16 protein-coding genes are annotated in these 16,812 nt (G+C 73.9%); 10 read left to right on the top strand and 6 right to left on the bottom strand.

The genetic code is table 11. The features are described 5' to 3' along the window. Positions 1–131: 131 nt before the first annotated feature. A complete protein-coding gene (locus ACIQOW_RS09170; protein ID WP_401081637.1) occupies positions 132–590 on the bottom strand; it encodes a PaaI family thioesterase in 459 nt (152 codons plus the stop codon). A 378-nt stretch (positions 591–968) separates the two neighbouring features. Between ACIQOW_RS09170 and ACIQOW_RS09165 the strand changes: the two genes are divergently transcribed. From ACIQOW_RS09165 to ACIQOW_RS09130, 8 genes are all read left to right on the top strand, one after another. Next, the gene (locus ACIQOW_RS09165) at positions 969–1,688 is read left to right on the top strand and encodes a Phenylacetic acid catabolic protein (RefSeq protein WP_401081634.1); all 720 of its coding nucleotides are present in this window, start codon (positions 969–971) and stop codon (positions 1,686–1,688) included. A gap of 48 nt (positions 1,689–1,736) precedes the next feature. Continuing rightward, positions 1,737–2,855 (top strand): radical SAM protein, encoded by a 1,119-nt coding sequence (locus tag ACIQOW_RS09160; RefSeq protein WP_401081631.1) that lies wholly within the window; start codon positions 1,737–1,739, stop codon positions 2,853–2,855. Positions 2,856–2,981: 126 nt separating this feature from the next. Further along, positions 2,982–3,236 (top strand): acyl carrier protein, encoded by a 255-nt coding sequence (locus tag ACIQOW_RS09155; RefSeq protein WP_188301678.1) that lies wholly within the window; start codon positions 2,982–2,984, stop codon positions 3,234–3,236. Then, positions 3,233–4,522: a beta-ketoacyl-[acyl-carrier-protein] synthase family protein gene (locus ACIQOW_RS09150; RefSeq protein WP_401081627.1), complete on the top strand. Its 1,290-nt coding sequence runs from the start codon at positions 3,233–3,235 to the stop codon at positions 4,520–4,522. Before ACIQOW_RS09155 ends, ACIQOW_RS09150 begins: the two co-directional genes overlap by 4 nt. Beyond that, positions 4,522–5,334 carry an enoyl-ACP reductase FabI gene (gene fabI, locus ACIQOW_RS09145; protein WP_401081624.1) on the top strand — a complete coding sequence of 271 codons (813 nt, stop codon included), beginning with the start codon at positions 4,522–4,524 and terminating at the stop codon, positions 5,332–5,334. The genes ACIQOW_RS09150 and fabI overlap by 1 nt, the downstream gene beginning before the upstream one ends. Then, on the top strand, positions 5,331–6,296 hold the full coding sequence (locus tag ACIQOW_RS09140) for a beta-ketoacyl-ACP synthase 3 (protein WP_401081621.1): 966 nt from the start codon (positions 5,331–5,333) through the stop codon (positions 6,294–6,296). The genes fabI and ACIQOW_RS09140 overlap by 4 nt, the downstream gene beginning before the upstream one ends. Beyond that, positions 6,293–7,288: an alpha/beta fold hydrolase gene (locus ACIQOW_RS09135; protein WP_401081618.1), complete on the top strand. Its 996-nt coding sequence runs from the start codon at positions 6,293–6,295 to the stop codon at positions 7,286–7,288. Before ACIQOW_RS09140 ends, ACIQOW_RS09135 begins: the two co-directional genes overlap by 4 nt. 39 nt (positions 7,289–7,327) lie before the next feature. Further along, complete coding sequence (locus tag ACIQOW_RS09130) at positions 7,328–8,908, top strand: long-chain fatty acid--CoA ligase (protein ID WP_401081615.1); 1,581 nt, start codon at positions 7,328–7,330, stop codon at positions 8,906–8,908. A 9-nt stretch (positions 8,909–8,917) separates the two neighbouring features. Here the strand turns inward: ACIQOW_RS09130 and ACIQOW_RS09125 are convergent, their stop codons facing one another. Next, positions 8,918–10,516 carry an MFS transporter gene (locus tag ACIQOW_RS09125; protein ID WP_401081612.1) on the bottom strand — a complete coding sequence of 533 codons (1,599 nt, stop codon included), beginning with the start codon at positions 10,514–10,516 and terminating at the stop codon, positions 8,918–8,920. A 208-nt stretch (positions 10,517–10,724) separates the two neighbouring features. On the opposite strand from ACIQOW_RS09125, the gene ACIQOW_RS09120 reads away from it, so the two are divergent. After that, positions 10,725–11,576 carry a TetR/AcrR family transcriptional regulator C-terminal domain-containing protein gene (locus tag ACIQOW_RS09120; RefSeq protein ID WP_401081609.1) on the top strand — a complete coding sequence of 284 codons (852 nt, stop codon included), beginning with the start codon at positions 10,725–10,727 and terminating at the stop codon, positions 11,574–11,576. A gap of 39 nt (positions 11,577–11,615) precedes the next feature. Here ACIQOW_RS09120 and ACIQOW_RS09115 read toward each other — a convergent pair whose 3' ends face one another. The 4 genes from ACIQOW_RS09115 to ACIQOW_RS09100 all read right to left on the bottom strand — a co-directional run bounded on the left by ACIQOW_RS09115 (position 11,616) and on the right by ACIQOW_RS09100 (position 15,115). Beyond that, a complete protein-coding gene (locus ACIQOW_RS09115; protein ID WP_401081606.1) occupies positions 11,616–12,704 on the bottom strand; it encodes a branched-chain amino acid aminotransferase in 1,089 nt (362 codons plus the stop codon). 162 nt (positions 12,705–12,866) lie between these two features. Continuing rightward, a complete protein-coding gene (locus ACIQOW_RS09110; protein WP_401081603.1) occupies positions 12,867–13,679 on the bottom strand; it encodes an NAD(P)-binding domain-containing protein in 813 nt (270 codons plus the stop codon). A 187-nt stretch (positions 13,680–13,866) separates the two neighbouring features. Further along, positions 13,867–14,712, bottom strand: coding sequence for a universal stress protein (locus tag ACIQOW_RS09105; protein WP_401081600.1), 846 nt, complete (start codon positions 14,710–14,712; stop codon positions 13,867–13,869). Positions 14,713–14,722: 10 nt separating this feature from the next. After that, entirely contained in the window at positions 14,723–15,115 is a 393-nt protein-coding gene (locus ACIQOW_RS09100) for a DUF302 domain-containing protein (RefSeq protein WP_401081598.1), read from the bottom strand. A 136-nt stretch (positions 15,116–15,251) separates the two neighbouring features. Here ACIQOW_RS09100 and ACIQOW_RS09095 point away from each other — a divergent pair, with 136 nt between their 5' ends. Beyond that, positions 15,252–16,628, top strand: coding sequence for a hypothetical protein (locus ACIQOW_RS09095; protein ID WP_401081595.1), 1,377 nt, complete (start codon positions 15,252–15,254; stop codon positions 16,626–16,628). Positions 16,629–16,812 lie beyond the last annotated feature (184 nt).

Here is a 16,812-nt window from a genome sequence, read left to right as displayed (position 1 = left end):
GGAGTGGAGGGGAGATCAATGCCGAGATCGCTTACTGTCCGAAAGGCCACCGTCCGGCCGACTCGCTGTCATGTTTCACGCCAACCTGGCCGATTGGCGACCCAGGACGGGGTGACGTGTGAGAGGCGCCGTCAGGCCGTCCCGGTGCGGGCCGGCGGGATCGCGTAGGTCAGCGTGGCGGTGGCCACCAAGGCCTCGTCGGCGTCCAGCAGTTCGGCCAGCACCACGCACAGCCGGCGCCCGAACTTGGCCGTCCTGGCGTGCACCCGCAGCGTTCCCGGCCGCGGCCGGCTGAGGAAGCTGATCTGAAGGGAACTGGTCAGCGCCATCAGGGTGGGCCCGAGCCGGGAGTTGATCAGGAGGAACGCGGCCAGGTCGCACAGGCCGGCCTGCTCCGGGCCCGAGACGGTGCCGCCCGGGCGGGTGCGCAGGAGGTCGCCGTCCACCGCCATGGTCAGGGTGCGGCCGTCCGCCTCCACGACCCGGCAGGCGGTGTAGTCGGGAAACTGACCGATGATCAGGTCATTGAGCTGATCGGGGCCCAGCAGGACGTCGACGGTGGCGACCGCCGTGTTCGAGTCGGTGGTCATGGGCCTCAGCGTAACGGTCGGTCCGGCGGTGCGCCGGGCGCGGTCCAGGCCTGGATCCGGCCAGCTTCGATTCCCCTGGTCAGCCGTCAAGATCCGTTACGGGAAGGATAATTGCGCATGTCCGGAGGATGTCGGGAAGATCGTCACCGGGCGGCCGGAAGCGTTCGATGGCCGAATCGGGGCGGCATGATTCGCCAGGGACCTTGTTCCTCGCAAAAACCAGCCCCTACGCTCCGAGGAAGTTCGCGGAGTGCCGGACTCCGCAGGCCGCCGGGGGCGGCGTCCCATTCCTGTGGTCGTCACGGAGGGCCGCGGCGGAGCGGCCCCCGGTCGTTCACGTTTCTATCGATTCCTGCTTCGGAAACGGGGTGTTGCGTCATGGGGATTTCCATCCTGGACGACGAGGCGGTGGTGGTCCGTACTCCCGGCGAGTTCCTGGCGATGCCGGAGGAGTACCGGGAGATCGCGATCCGCGGCATGGTCGTCAACACCGAGGGGGAACTCTCCGGCGGGGACGACTACGTGCAGGTCTTCCTGCCGCTGGCTCCCGACGCCGAGGAGCGGCAGGTGTGCGCCGAGCGCGCCGCCGAGGAGTACGACCACTACAAGATCGGAAAGCGGGTCCTCGCCGAGATCGGCGTGGACACCACCTACATGGAGTCGCAGACCCTGGCCGAGCGGAACCTGTTCCGCGCCCAGGAGTTCCACAACTGCACCACCTGGGCCGAGCGCGGAATCTTCTCCTACATCGGAGAGGAGACCGCCATGGTGATGATCTCCGAATTCGCGCAGAGCAGTTACCGGCCCTGGGCGGACGCGGTGCGCACGATCATTCTCGACGAGAAGGTGCACATCGCCCACGGCGCCCGGGTCTGCCGCAACCTCGCCGCCACCGACGACGGCCGCGAGCAGCTCCAGGAGGCCCTGGACCGGCTGTGGCCGACCTTCGTCCGGATCTTCGGCAGCCCGCGCTCCGAACGCGCCAAGCTGGCCGTCCGCTTCGGGCTGCGCCAGACCACCAACGGAGAGGCCTGCGATCTGTGGCGCGAGAAGGTCACGCCGCGCGTCAAGAACCTGGGCCTGCGCCTCCCGGAGTAGCGGGAGCAGCAGCACGCCGATCCCGCGACTCCCGAGGAGCCCACCGCCATGGCAACACCCGTCAGCATAGAACAGCGCCCGCTGAGCCGGCGCGAGGCCAAGGCCCGCACCGCCGAACTCATCGCGGACCGGCCCGACCTGGCCGAACGCCTGCACCGGCTGCGCCGGCTGGGGCGCGAGGTCCGCTCCTGCGAGGTGCACCTCACCAACACCTGCAACATCCGCTGCAAGGGCTGCTGGTACTTCGAGGGCGGCTTCGACACGGCCGTCAAGGAACTGTCGGACCTTGACCGGATCCGGGCCTTCGCCCGCAAGCTGGCCGACGACGGCGTCAACCAGGCGACCCTGATCGGCGGCGAGCCCACCCTCGTCCCGCGCCGGGTCGAGGCCTTCGTCGAACAGCTGCCGCACATCACCATCTCCACCAACGGCCTGCGCCCGATGCCCAAGCAGGGCTTCGAGAAGATCGCCATCGCGGTCAGCATCTTCGGCGGCGGCACGCTCGACGACGACCTGCGCGCGATCCGGGTCAACGGTTCCAAGTTCACCGGCCTGTTCGACACCGCGCTCTCGCACTACAAGGACGACCAGCGGGTGCTGTTCATCTACGCGCTCGCCGAGGCCGGGGTCCAGCACATCGAGCCCACCGTGCGGAAGATCGCCGAGAACGGCAACATCGTCACCTTCAACTTCTACAGCGAGCACGGCACCGAGACCCCGCTGAAGATCGCCAACGAGCAGCGGGTGCTGGACGAGGCGCTGCGGGTCAAGGAGCTGTACCCGGACACGGTGGTGAGCCACCCGTACTTCATCCGGACCCTGGTGACCGGCCGGACGCACTGGGGCGGCCGGTTCGGCTACGACGTCTGCCCCAGCCTCAGCGTCGACGCCCCCGAGCACGAGGACCGCGTCGCCAACGGCAACCCGGTGATCCCCGGCTTCAACGTCTGGGGCGCCGACTACGAGTCGCTCCAGTTCTGCTGCACCTCGGGCGACTGCGGCGGCTGCCGCGACAGCCAGGCGGTCTACAGCTGGCTGGTGGTCAGCGCCAACCGCTTCCTGGACGACGCCGCCCGGCTGGAGCAGTGGCTGGACATCGCCGAGAGCTACTGGCGGCAGTGGCACTGGGCGCCGTACCACGCCGCCAAGGCCGGCACCACGGCCTGAGCCCGCCGGCCCCGAGGCCGCCCGCAGACCGCCCGTGCCGCAGTGCCCCTGACGCACCGCACCTTGCGCACCGCACCTGACGCACCGCCCCTGACGCAGCGCCGCCCCGCGCGGTGGAGGAGAGTCATGCCCGACACACTGGACCGCACCGCCATCGAGAACTTCGTCGTCGACGCCCTGGTGGACCTCGGCGTCGAACGCGAGGGCATCGTCGACGACGCCGCCCTGGACGAGCTGGAGATCGACTCGCTCGACATGGTCGAACTCAGCCAGTCCATCCGCAAGCAGCTCGGCATCCCGGTGAAGCCGAAGGACTTCGACCAGCTCTACACCGTCGGCGAGGTGCTCGCCCTGTGCCGCCGCAAGGCCGGGCTGGAGTGAGGCCCAGGGCCGTCGTCACGGGCCTGGGCGCGGTGACCCCGCTGGGCGTGGGCGCCGAGGCGCTGCACCGGCGGGCGGTGGCCGGCGAGAGCGGGCTCGCCGACGGGCTCGGGCTGTGCCGGGACTTCCGGCCGGCCGACCACCTGTCGCGCCAGCAGGTCCGCCGCACCGACCGCTTCACCCAGCTCGCGCTGGTGGCCGCCGCCGAGGCCCTGGCCCAGGCGGGGTGGACGGACGGCCAGGCGCCCTACCCCGCCGAGCGGATCGCCTGCGTGGTGGGCTGCGCGCTCGGCGGGACGGCGAGCTTCGAGAGCCAGGCCGAGGTGCTGCGGGAGCAGGGCGGGGAGTTCGTCTCCCCGCTCATGGTGCCCGCGATGATGGCCAACGCCGCGGCCTCGCAGATCGCCCAGCAGTACGGCTTCCGGGGCGAGGCGCTCTGCCTGGCCTCGGCGTGCAGCAGCGCGACCCAGGCGATCGGCACCGCGCTGCTGCTGCTCGCGGCCGGCGCGGCCGACGCGGTGGTGGTCGGCGGCGCCGAGGCCTCCACCTCCGCACTGGTGCGGGCGGCCTTCAGGACGGCGGGGGCGCTCTCCGAGAGCGGCCGGTCGGTGCCCTTCGACCGCGACCGCGACGGCCTGCTGATCGGCGAGGGCGCCGGGATCCTGGTCCTGGAGACGGAGGCCGGCGCCGCCGCCAGGGGCGCCACCGTGCTCGGCGAGGTGCTCGGCTACGGCGCCACCTGCGACGCCCACCACCTCACCGCCCCCCACCCGAGCGGCGAACCCGCCGCCCGGGCCGTCACCCTGGCGCTCGAAGCGGCCGGCGTCACCCCGGGGCAGCTCGGCTACCTCAACGCGCACGGCACCGGCACCGTCCTCAACGACCGGTCGGAGTGCGAGGCGCTGCGGCTGGCCCTCGGACCGGTCCTGGAGGAGGTCCCGCTGTCCTCCACCAAGTCCTGCACCGGCCACCTCTTCGGTGCGGCCGGCGCGGTGGAGGCCATCGCCACGGTGCAGGCGCTGCGCCACGCCACCGCGCCGCCCACCGTCGGGCTGCGCGAGCCGGACGAGAAGCTCGGTCGGCTGAACCTGATCCGCGGCGCCACCCCGCTCGCCCCCGCCACCCTGCCCGGCGGCCGCCGGGTCGGGCTCTCCACCTCCTTCGGGTTCGGCGGGCACAACGCGGCCCTGGTGCTGGCGGCGGCCGCCGGTGCCGGTATGAGCTCGGGTACGAGTTCCGACACGAACTCCGGTACGAGTCCCGGTACGACGAAAGGCCAGGAGTGATGCTCGGCTTCCACGGACGCCGCTATCTGATCACCGGGGTGCTCAACGAGGACTCCATCGCCTGGCACACCGCCAGGGCGCTCCAGGAGGCGGGCGCCGAGGTGCTGCTGACCGGCTTCGGCCGGGCCCGGCGGATCACCGAGAAGGCGGCGAGCGTGCTGCCCGGGCCGGCCGAGGTGCTGGAGCTGGACGTCACCAGGCCCGAGGACTTCGCCCGGCTGGTCGAGGAACTGGAACAGCGCTGGGGCGGGGTCGACGGCGTGCTGCACGCGGTCGCCGCCGCCCCGCAGACCGCGCTGAGCGGCCACTTCCTCACCACCCCGCCGGAGGCCGCCGGAACCGCCCTGCACACCGCCGCCGTCTCGCTGCACTCGCTGGCCACCGCGCTGGCCCCGCTGCTGAGCGCGGGCGGGCGGCGCGGCAGCGTCGTCGGACTGGACTTCGACGCCACCGGCGCCTGGGCCGGCTACGACTGGATGGGCGTCAGCAAGGCGGCCCTCGGAGCGGTCTGCCGGTACCTGGCGATGTACCTCGGCCCGTCCGGCATCCGGGTCAACCTGGTGGCGGCCGGCCCGGTGGAGACCGTCGCCGGTCAGGCGATCAGCACCTTCGACCGGATCGCCGACCGCTGGCAGGCCGAGGCCCCGCTCGGCTGGGACCGCACCGACCCCGCGGTGGTGGTCGGTCCCGTGCTGTTCCTGCTCTCCGACCTGGCGGTGACCGTCAGCGGGGAGATCCTGCACGCCGACGGCGGGATGCACGCCGTCCGGATGGGCACCGGCCCGGCCTTCGCCGAAGGGGGCCCGGCATGACGGCGGCCATCGTCGGCGTGGGCGCGGCCCTGCCCGAACGCGTCGTCCCCAACGAGTACTTCGAGCGGATCGGCGCCTCCCCGGAGTGGATCGTCAAGCGGACCGGCATCCAGGAGCGCCGCTTCCTGCCACCGGAGGGCCGGCTCGCCGACCTCGTGGTGGCCGCCGCCGAGCAGGCGCTGCGGGCTTCGGGGCGCTCCGCCGCGAGCATCCGGCACGTGCTGGTCGCCACCATCACACCGGACCGGGTCACGCCCGGGGTGTCGGTGGAGGTCGCCGCCAGGCTCGGCATGCCGCAGGCCGCCGCCTTCGACCTGCACGCGGCCTGCGCCGGCTTCGTCTACGGGCTGGACCACGCCGCCGCGCTGATCGAGACCGGCCGGGCCGGTGCGGTCCTGGTCTGCGGCGCCGACGCGCTGACCAGGATCACCGACCACGAGGACCGCGGCACCGCCGTGCTGCTGGCCGACGGCGCCGGCGCCGCGGTGGTCGCCGACGTGCCCGGCGCGCCGGAGCCGTGCTTCTCGCTCGGCAGCGACGGCGAGCAGATCCCGCTGCTCTACGCGGACCGGGACGACCGCAAGCTGCGGATGGACGGCCGGGAGGTGTTCGACCACGCGGTGGAGAAGATGTCCGACGCCACCCGCGAGGTGCTCGCCCGGCGCGGCCTGACCTGCGAGGACCTCGACCTGTTCGTCGCCCACCAGGCCAACGCCCGGATCGTCCGGGCGGTCGGCAAGGAGGTGGGGCTGCCGCCGGAGCGGCTGTACCTGAACGTCCACCGGGTCGCCAACACCTCCGCGGCCTCGATCCCGCTGGGCCTGACCCACGCCCGCGAGGAGGGCCTGCTGGACGGCCCGAAGCTGCTCGGGCTCGCCGCGTTCGGCGCGGGCATCACCTGGGGCGCCGGGGTGATCGGCTGGCGGCCGGGCGCCGGGGCCGGACCGGCGGAGGAGCGGTGAGGACCGCGCGGTTCCCGGTGATCGCCGAGATCGCCGCGCCGGACGGTGCCGGGATCACCGTACGGGCGCTGGCCAGGCCCGAGCCGGCCGCCCCGGTGGTGGTCGTCCTGCCGGCGATGGGGACGGCCGCCCGGCACTACACCCCGCTGGTCCGCGCGCTGCACGCGGCCGGCCTCAGCGTGGCCACCTGTGACCTGCGCGGCCACGGCGAGAGCGGGCCGGTACCCGGGCGCGGGGTCTCCTTCGGCTTCCGCGAGCTGGTCGAGCACGACTTCGGGGCGGTGCTCGACGCGGTGGCCGGGGCCTTCCCCGGCGCGCCGCGCCTGCTGCTCGGGCACAGCCTCGGCGGGCAGCTGGGCCTGGTGCACTGCGGGGTGTTCCGGCCCCGGGTCGCCGGGGTGGTGCTGGTGGCCAGCGGGTCGGCCTGGTACCGGACGTTCGGGGTGCGGGCGGGCCTGCGGCGGCTGGCGCTGAGCCAGTTCTCGGTGGTGGCCTCGGCGGCGGTCGGCCACTGGCCGGGCGAGCGGTTCGGCTTCGGCGGCCGCGAGGCGCCCCGGCTGATGCGGGACTGGGCGCGGCAGATGCGCACCGGCCGCTACCGGGTGCGCGGCGCGGTCACCGACTACGAACGGGCGCTGGCCGAGGTGGACCTGCCGGTGCTGGCGGTGGACGTGCAGGGCGACGAGCTCGCGCCGCCGCGCGCCGTCGAGCACCTGTGCGCCAAGCTGTCCTCGGCGCGAGTGGAACGCTGGAGCTACACCGCCGAGCAGGCGGACGGCCGCCCGCTGGACCACTTCCGCTGGATCCGGCACAACCGTGGGCTGGTGGCGCGGATCGCCCCCTGGCTGCTCGCCACGGCCACAGGCACAGCCACGGCCACAGGCACAGCCACGGCCACAGCCACGGCCACAGCCACGGCCGCGGGCGAGGCCACGGCCGCCGGAGCAGGGGCGGACACCGCTCCGTACGGCGGCGTCCGCCCGACCGCATAGGGACTCGACCGTTCAGGGACCAGACCGAGGAGCGCCCGCATGTCCGTCGTCCCCGCCCCGCCCGGCAGCAGCACCGACCTGCCGTACGGTGTCCCCGACCTGCTCACCGCGACGGCCGCGCGGTGCCCGGAGCGCCCCGCCCTCCGGCTCGACGAGGAGGTGCTGACCTTCGCCGCCCTGGACGCCCGCAGCGCCCGGGCCGCGCACTGGCTGGCCTCCCTCGGCGTCGCGCCCGGCGACCGGGTGGCCCTGCTGCTGCCCAACGTGCCGGACTTCGCGGTGCTGTACTACGGCATCCTGCGGGCCGGGGCCGTGGTCGTGCCGATGAACCCGCTGCTGAAGGCCCGCGAGATCGAGCACTGCCTCGCCGACGCCGAGGCCGCCGTGCTGCTCGCCTGGCACGCGGGCGCCGAGCAGGCGGTCGAGGGCGCGCGGCGCACCGGGACCCGGCTGGTCGCCGTCGAGCCGGCCGCCCTCGCCGCGGCGCTCGCCGGCCGGCCGGCCCGCCCGCCGCGCACCGCGGGACGCGGGGGAGCGGACACCGCGGTCATCCTCTACACCTCCGGCACCACCGGGGCGCCCAAGGGCGCCGAGCTGACCCACCGCAACATCGTGTCCAACGTCCGGGCCGGCGCGCGGGTGCTGGGCCTGGCCGAGCGGGACGTGATCTTCGGCGGACTGCCGTTGTTCCACTCCTTCGGCCAGGTGATCGGCCTCAACTGCGCGGTCTCCGTCGGGGCCTGCCTGACCCTGGTGCCGCGCTTCGACCCGCTCGCCGCGCTCGCGGTGATCCAGCGCGACGGGGTGAGCGTCTTCCTCGGCGTCCCGACCATGTACACCCTGATGCTCGACCACCCGCGGCGCGTCGAGTACGACGTCTCCTCGCTCCGGGTGGGCCTGTGCGGCGGCGCGCCGACGCCGCCGGAGGTGCTGCGCGGCTTCGAGGCGAACTTCGGCTGCGTCGTGCTGGAGGGCTACGGGCTGTCCGAGTCCTCGCCACTGGCCTGCATCAACCGCAGCGACCGGGAGCGGGTCGCCGGCACCATCGGCATCCCGATCGAGGGGGTGCGGATGCGGATCGTCGACGAGTCCGGCAAGGAGGTGCCGGACGGCACCGTCGGCGAGGTGGTGATCAAGGGCCACAACGTGATGAAGGGCTACTGGCGCCGGCCGGACACCACCGAGCAGACCGTCCGGGACGGCTGGCTGCACACCGGAGACCTCGGCACCCGCGACGAGCGCGGCGACTTCCGCATCGTGGACCGCCGCAAGGACGTCATCATCCGGGGCGGCTTCAACGTCTACCCGAGGGAGGTGGAGGACGTGCTGTACGAGCACCCGGCCGTGGCCGAGGCCACGGTGATCGGTGTCCCCCACCCCACCCGGGGCCAGGAGGTGGCCGCCGCCGTGGTGCTGCGCGCGGGCGCGACGGCCACCCCCGAGGAGATCCGCGACTTCGTCCGGGAGCGGGTGGCCCCGTACAAGTACCCGCGGCTGGTCTGGACGGCCGACGCGCTGCCCAAGGGGCCGACCGGGAAGATCCTCAAGCGCGAGGTCGTCGTCCCCGAGGGGGCCGACCTGCCGTCCGGGCACGTCGGCCCGGGGCCGACCCCGGCCTGAGCGTGTCGCTCAGGACGAGGCGGCCCGGGAACGCCGGTCGCCCGCAGGGGTCCCGCCGTCCCGCTCCGCCGCGGATCGGGGGGCCCCGGGCTCGGGCCGGGTGCCCGCGCCGCGGAGCAGGGTGGCGATCAGGACCGCCGCGCCCGCCATCAGGACGGCGCTGACCACCGCCGCGATCCGGGCCTCCCGGGCGAAGGCGTCGAAGGCCACCTGCCGCAGGGAGTCGGCCGTGCCGCCCGGGAGGGTGGCGGCGGTCTCGACGGCGCCGCCGAGGGTGCTCCTCGCCGCCTCCAGCTGCTCGGAGGTGAGGACGTCGGGAGCCTTGTCCGCCAGGTCGGAACGGTAGACGGCGGTGCCGATGCTGCCCAGGAGCGCGATGCCCAGCGCCCCGCCGAACTCGGCGGAGGTCTCGGCCGTGGCGGAGGCCGCTCCGGCCCGCTCCGGTGGTGCGGCGGACAGGATCACCTCGGTGACGACCGCGGCGACGGCGCCGATGCCGATCGAGACGACGGTCATGCCGCCGACGAGGTGGACGATTCCCGAGTCGGCCCGGAGCAGGGTCAGCACGACGTAGCCGGCGGTGGCCACCAGCAGCCCGCCGGCGACCGCGTTGTGCTTGCCGACGCGCGGGGCGAGCGCGGTGGCCAGGGCGATGCCCACGGGCATCACCAGGAAGGTCGGCAGGGACCACAGCGCCGACTCCAGCGGACCCATGCCCAGGACGAGTTGCATGAACTGCCAGTTGAACAGGCTGAAGCCGACCAGCCCGAACGTCGCCAGCGCGTCGATGAGCAGGGGGACGGTGAACCGGCGGGTGCGGAACAGCGCCATGTCGAGCATCGGGTTCGCGGACCTGTGCTGGCGGCGCAGGAACGCCGCTCCCACGGCGAGTCCGACGGCGCAGCACGTCAGGGGGATCGGCCCGAAGCCGTGCTCCGCGGTGGCCTTGACGCCGTAGATGACGCCGAGCACGGCCACCAGGGACATGGCGGCGCCGAGCAGGTCGAAACGGCCGGGCGCGGGGTCGCGGTCCTCGGCGAGCAGCAGCGGGCCGAGGATCAGCAGCAGGACCATCACCGGCACGTTGACCAGGAAGACCGATCCCCACCAGAAGTGCTCCAGGAGCAGGCCGCCGATGATCGGGCCGAGCACGGCGCCGCCCGCGAAGCCCGTCGTCCAGATGCCGACCGCGGTGGCCCGCTGCGCGGTGTCGTGGAACATGCTCCGGATCAGGGAGAGGGTGGACGGTGCCAGCGTGGCGCCGGCGATGCCCAGGAGCACGCGGGCCGCGACGAGTGTTCCCGGGCTGCTCGCGCAGGCCGCCAGGACCGACGCGACGCCGAAGGCCGCGGCACCTGTGAGCAGCACCCGCCGGCGCCCGAAGCGGTCACCGAGCGTGCCCATCGTGATGAGCAGGCCGGCGAGGAGGAAGCCGTAGGCGTCCATGATCCACAGCTGCTCGGAACTGCTCGGGCCGAGGTCGGCCGCCAGGGACGGAAGCGTGATGAACATGACGGCCATGTCCATGGACGCCAGGACGCAGGGCAGCACCAGGACGGCGAGGCCGACCCACTCCCTGGATCCGGCCCGTGTCTCTTCTCCAGCCATGCCCTCTCCTGAGCCGTGTTGGTCCGGGCGGATGTGACCACCCTCGATGCGTACTTTGTACGCAACGACACGGGTAGGTTAGGCGCATGTGCTCGAATGGCACAACGGCATTTTTGACCTGCGAATTCACCCTGAATCGCGCACGCGCTCGCGTCGACGGGCTAGGATTTCGACACACGCCTGGAGTGTGACGAAAAGGAGTTCACCGATGTCCGTGCAGCCGACCGGCGCGTCATGCGTGTCATGCGCGTCCTGCGGAAAGACGCTGGAGCCCGCGGACCGGGGGCGGCCCAGGCTCTACTGCTCCCGCGCGTGCCAGGCGAGGGCCTACCGGGCGCGCAGGGTGGAGGGCCCGGTCGAGGTGCGGGGGAGCGACGACGGCGCGCCGCACCTCACCGTCGAGCGCATCGTGCGGGCCGGGATCGTCGTCGCGGACGCGGCGGGGCTGGACGCGCTGTCGATGCGCAGGGTCGCCACGGAACTCGGCACCGGCACGATGTCCCTGTACCGGCACGTGGCCTCCAAGGACGACCTGGTGACCCTGATGGTGGAGGCGGCGATGGCCGACGTGCCGCTGCCCGGCTCACCGGCGCGGAACTGGCGGCACGGCCTCGAACGGGCCGCGCACCGGGACTGGGAGCTGTACCACCGTCACCCGTGGATCCTGCCGAGGGTCATGGTGACGACCCGCGCGTACTTCAGCCCGGCGCTCGCGGCGGACAGCGAGAGCGCCTTCGCCTCGTTCGACGGCCTCGACCTCGAACCGGCCGACGCCTTCCGCTACATGTTCATGTTCGCCTCGTACGTGCAAGGCGTGGCGGTGACCCTCGTCAGCGACGCGGAGGCGGCCCGGCAGTCGGAGGCGGCCGGGCCGCGGGAGGCGAGGGCGGCGGACCGTGTCCAGGACCCGCTGTACGAACCCGGGGCCTACCCCCGGCTCGCCCGCGCGATGCGCGCGGGCGCCGATCCCTGGGACCTCGACGCCCTGTTCGCCTCGGGTCTCGCCGGTGTCCTGGACGGCATCGCGGCCGATCTCGCGCGACGGGGCATCGAGCCCTGACCGGGGTGGGGCGGCCCGGCAGGGCCGCCCCCGGGGCGGTCAGACCACCCGGCGCATCCAGCCGTGGACGTCCTCGGCGCGCCCGTACTGGATGTCCAGCATGTGCTCGCGGATCGCGAGGGTCTGCTTGCCGGGCGTGCCGTTGCCGATGGTGAACTCGTAGCCCTCGCCCTTGAACCCGACGATCGGGGTGACCACCGCGGCCGTCCCGGCGGCGAAGACCTCGGTGACCGTGCCGTCGGCGGCGCCGGCCCGCAGCTCGGCGAGGGTGACCGGGCGCTCCACCGAGGTCAGCCCGAACTCCCCGGCCAGGGCCAGGATCGAGTCCCTGGTCACCCCGTCGAGAATGTTGCCGAGGGCGGGGGTGACCAGTTCGCCGGCCGAGGTGACCAGGCACAGGTTCATCGTGCCGGACTCCTCCAGGTCGCCCTCGCCGCCGGTGTCGTCCAGGAACAGCACCTGGTCGCAGCCGTGCTTCCTGGACTCCAGCTGGGCGGCCAGGCTGGAGGCGTAGTTGCCGCCGCACTTGGCGGCGCCGGTGCCGCCCCGCCCGGCGCGGGTGTAGTTGCTGCTGACCCACAGCGTGATGCCGGTGACCCCGCCGGCGAAGTACGGGCCGGCCGGGCTGGCGATGACCGAGTAGGCGACCTGCTCGGCGGGCCGGACGCCGAGGAAGGCCTCCGAGGCGAACATGAACGGCCGCAGGTAGAGGCTCTTCTCGTCACCGGAATCGGGCACCCACGCCTCGTCCGCGCGGACCAGCTCCTCGACGCTGGTGAGGAAGTCCTCCTCCGACAGCACCGGCAGGGCGAGCCGCTCGGCGGAGCGGGCGAAACGGCGGGCGTTGAACTCCGGGCGGAACAGCCAGACGCCGCCGTCGGCGTGGCGGTACGCCTTCAGCCCCTCGAAGATCTCCTGGGCGTAGTGCAGCACGGCGGCGCTCGGGTGCATCGAGTACGGCGTCAGCGGGCCGACCCCGCGGTCGTGCCAGCCCTCGGCGGGCGTCCAGGTGGCCGAGGCCATGTGGTCGGTGAAGAACTTGCCGAACCCCGGCGCGGCGAGGATGGTGCGTCGCTCCTCCTCGGATACGGGACCGGTCGTCCGGGACAGAGGGAAAGCGCGACTCATCGTCAACTCCTTGACACCGCGGTGGAATCTGTGCGAACCGACGCCAACCATCGGCGTCATACCCGTCATGCTAACGGTCGTCAGCCGGACGTGATACGGCTCCACCAGGCCGATCTCGGAGCCGGCGCCGCCGGTGGCGGTCGACGGCTCCGGTGTTCAGGGTCAGCGGCGGTCGGTCCCGGGCCCGGTTCCGGTGTCGCTTTCGGGGCCGGTTCCGAGGTCGGCGAGGAGTCCGTCGAGGGCCCCGCGCAGCGCCGCGCTGTTGGCCTGGTCGAACCAGGTGGTGCGGATGCGCTCGTTGCTCCCGCCCGGGGTCTCGTGGTCGGCGGCGAGGCGCTCCAGCGAGCTGCTCTCGTCGCCCAGGGAACGGCCGACGCCCTGGAAGACGCCGCGGACGAAGCGGTCGGCGTCCTCGGCGGGGATGCCGTGGCCGGCGGCCCACGCGGTGAGCGTGCTCAGGAACGCGTAGTGGCTGGTCAGCGTCGAGGTCAGGGCGGACATGATGTTGAGCGCGGCCTCGTCCGCGACCGGAAGCGCCCCGCCCAGCCGCTCGAAGAAGGCGTCCGCGTCCGGGTGCGAGGGGTACACCACCGTGACGGAGCCGCGCTCACGGATGGGGGGCAGCGGGATGGCGTGGGTGATCGGCGCGTCGGTGCCGAGCGCGCGGCGCAGCTCCTCGGTGCCCACGCCGGGGATCACGTTGACCACGATCCGGTCCGCGGGCACCCGGAGACCGGCCACGGCCTCGCGCCAGTCCCGCCGGCGCAGGGCGAGGATCACCAGGTCGGAGCGGTCCACCACCTCCTGGTTGTCGCCGCACACCCGGACGTCCTCGTGGCGTTCGGCCAGCTCGGCGGCGGTCCGGGCACCCCGGGGGGAGAGGTACACCTCGGACCCGGTGTCGCCCCCGTGTCGCAGGCCCGTCACGATGGCCCGGCCGATCTCGCCCACGCCGATGATGCCGATGCGCTTCACTGTGACTGCCTCCGTGGGTACCTGGGTGATCCGGGTGGTGGACGGACGGGGCCGGCTGTCACGCCCGTCACGGTCCTCACCGGACCGTACGCCCCGCACCACCCGCCCCGGGGGCCGAACGGGGGAAGTCGATGATCGCGACGCCGGGCGCCGGCCCCGAGCGCTCACCGGCGCCGGGCCGCTCCGGTCAGCCGTGCGGGACGAGGGCGACCGGGCAGTGCACGTGGTGGATCGTGGCGTGCGCGACCGGGCCGAGGTGGGCGCCGATCAGGGTGCGGCGGATGCGGCGGCCGACCACCAGCAGCCGGGCCCCGGCCGCCGCGTCCACCAGGGCGACGGACGCGCTGCCGCGGATCAGATCGGCGGTCACCGTCACCTCGGGACGGCGCTCGCGCCAGGGGTCCAGCAGTTCCGCGAAACGCTTCCGCTCGACGGCGGACAGCTCGCCCTCCAACCCGCCGATGGCCTGGAGCGCCATGTACTCGCTGGCGACCGGCGGCGACCAGACGTGCACCACCCGCAGCGGTGCCCCGCGCCGGGCGGCCGCGTCGAAGGCGTAGGCCAGCACGTCGTCCATCGGATGGGCCAGGTCGAGGCCCACCAGCACCGGGCCGTCGGACTCGACCGGCTCGGCCCTGACCAGCACCACCGGGCAGCCCGCCCGGCGCAGTACCTCCTGGCTGACCGACCCGACCAGGAAGCCGCGCACCGCCCCCAGGCCGCGCGAGCCGAGCACGATCAGCGAGGCCGAGCTCCCGGCGGCCTCCAGCGCCTCGGCCGGGTCGGTCGACACGATGGCCGAGGTGACCGGCCCCGCTCCGGCCAGCGGGCGCAGCTCCTGTGCCCGGAGCTCCAGCCGGTCCAGGGCGTGCCGGTACGTCTCCTCGCTGCCGACCACGTCCCGGTGCGGCCAGGGCCAGGCTTCGAGCAGGTCGAGCGGGCAGCCACGGCGCCGGGCCTCGTGGGCGGCCCACTCGGTGGCGGCGAGGCTCTCGGGCGAGCCGTCGAAGCCGGCGACGACGGGTGCGGTCATGGTCTGCTCCTCATCCGCGCAGTGCGTCCAGGGCGGCGGTCAGCCGCCGCGCCGCCTCGTCCGCGACCTCGCCCAGCCCGTTCCCCGGCCCGGCCAGGGTGACCATCGTCTGCGGGTCGACGGCCTCCACCACCGTGCCGTCGCCGTCCGCCCTGACCACCACGTTGCACGGCAGCAGCAGCCCGATCCGGCGGTCCGCCCGGAGCGCCCGGTGGGCGAGGGCGGGGTTGCAGGCGCCGAGGATCAGGTAGTCCTCGACCTCGGCGCCGATCTTCTCGCGCAGCGTCGCCCGGACGTCGATCGTGGTCAGGACGCCGAAGCCCTGCTCCTTGAGCGCGGCCGTGACCGCCTCCACCGCCTGCCCGAACGGCCGGTCGAGCCGCACGCCGAGACCGTACTCCATGGTTCCTCCAGGAGGTCGCCGCCCTCCGGGCGAACGACGGGAGCCCGAGGACAGGCCCAGTATCGGCGGGCGCCGCACCCCCCGCCTCCCGGGGCGCGGCCCCGCCACTGTCGGTGGCACTGCCTACGATCGGGCCGTGCCGCCTCCGGGGAGGGAGGCGGCGGGCGCGGGGGAGGGCGACGTGAAGGTGCGCAGGCCGGTCGACGGCGAGGTCTGGGTCCACTACGGGCAGATCTACGTGGAGAGCGATCCCGACGACCCGGGACCCGACTGGGCGAAGGCGTTCGCGGGCCAGTGCGTGGGACTCTGCGGCGCGGCCGTTCCCGGGGCCCTCTGGCTGACCACGGGGTTGCACACCGGCAGCGTCGGCTTCACCGTCGAGGTGCACGAGCAGGCCCCGCCGCCCGGCCCGGACTGGGAGGACGTGGTCGAGGTCTCCTTCCGTCCGTCCGGCGAACGGACCTTCCTGACGGAGTGGGGCGGCGGCGGCGCCTGGGACCTGGACCTCGCCGAGACCGACCACCGGGTGCGCTACTGCGCCCGGGGCATCGACGAGGGGCGCGGGCACGACACCCGGATGCCCGACGAGCCGCACGCGGAGCACTACCTGCTCCAGTTCTGGCCCGCCCCGCCCGAGCCGGCCCGCGTCCTGCGGCAGACCTCGGAGACCGCCGGGTACTGGCACGACGAGGTCCGGAAACTGCCGCCGCCCCCCACTCCCGAGGAGCAGGCGGCGGAGGAGCTCCGCGCCCGCCTCGCCCAGGAGCGGCTGGAGCGGGAGAACCGGGAGGCCGCCGAGCTGTGGGAGTGGGGCGGACGGCGGCCGAGCGAGGCCCTGCGACGGGTGGCCGGCCACGTGCGGGGCCTGCTGGACTTCGACGCCCTCCTGCTGCACGCCCTGGACGACGCCGGCCCGCGGGCCCAGCGTGCGGTGGCGCGGTTCGCCGCCCGGCGCGCCTGCACAGCGGCCGGCCTGGACGGCCTCGACTGGGTCGCCGCCGGGCTGACCGCCCTGGACGAGGGCCGGCCGCTGCCGCCGCCCTTCGACGACCCGGCGCGGCTCTGGCGGACCCTGGCCACCGACCCGCGCGTCCCCGGCCGGACCGTCCGCCGGGCCGTCCCACCGGAGCGCGAGCCCTTCCGGCCGCCGCACGTGGACCCCCGGGCCCCGCAGCCGATGCCCAAGCCGGGTCCGGTGGTCCACGGTGTGGTGGTCTTCGACGCGGTGGCCTTCGGCGACGAGGCCCTCGAACCGGACGCGGTGTCGGTACTCCCCGTGCCAACGGACGGCGGGACCTCGGCGTTCGGCACCCTCACCTACCTGGGCGGCCCGCCGGACCCCTTCCAGCGGTTCTCGCAGCCGCACATGGCTCTGCCCGCCCTGCTCGGCGCGGCCGGACCGGACCCGCTGCGGGCCGCCGCCGACGCGGTCCACGCGGCGGTGGCGACGTACGGCGAGGAGCACCGGACCCTGCTGGCGGAGGTCCAGGCCGTCCTGGCGGCGAACGGCTGACCGCCCAGAGCGGGGCGCGGCCTCCCCGGTGCCCTGCGCGAGGCCTGGGCCATCACCACCGGGCGCAGGAGGCGACAGGTCCGGCGCTGCCCGACCGTCGGACCTGCCGCCGTGCCATGCCGGGGTGGTACCGCGGTACTACGGGCGCGTCGATGATCAGCCCCCGGTACCACGGATCGGAGTC

The organism is Kitasatospora sp. NPDC091335 (assembly GCF_044757205.1).
In the GTDB taxonomy this organism is placed as follows: domain Bacteria; phylum Actinomycetota; class Actinomycetes; order Streptomycetales; family Streptomycetaceae; genus Kitasatospora.
Note: the sequence above shows the minus strand (reverse complement) of the source record. Positions and strands in the feature narration are given on the sequence as shown.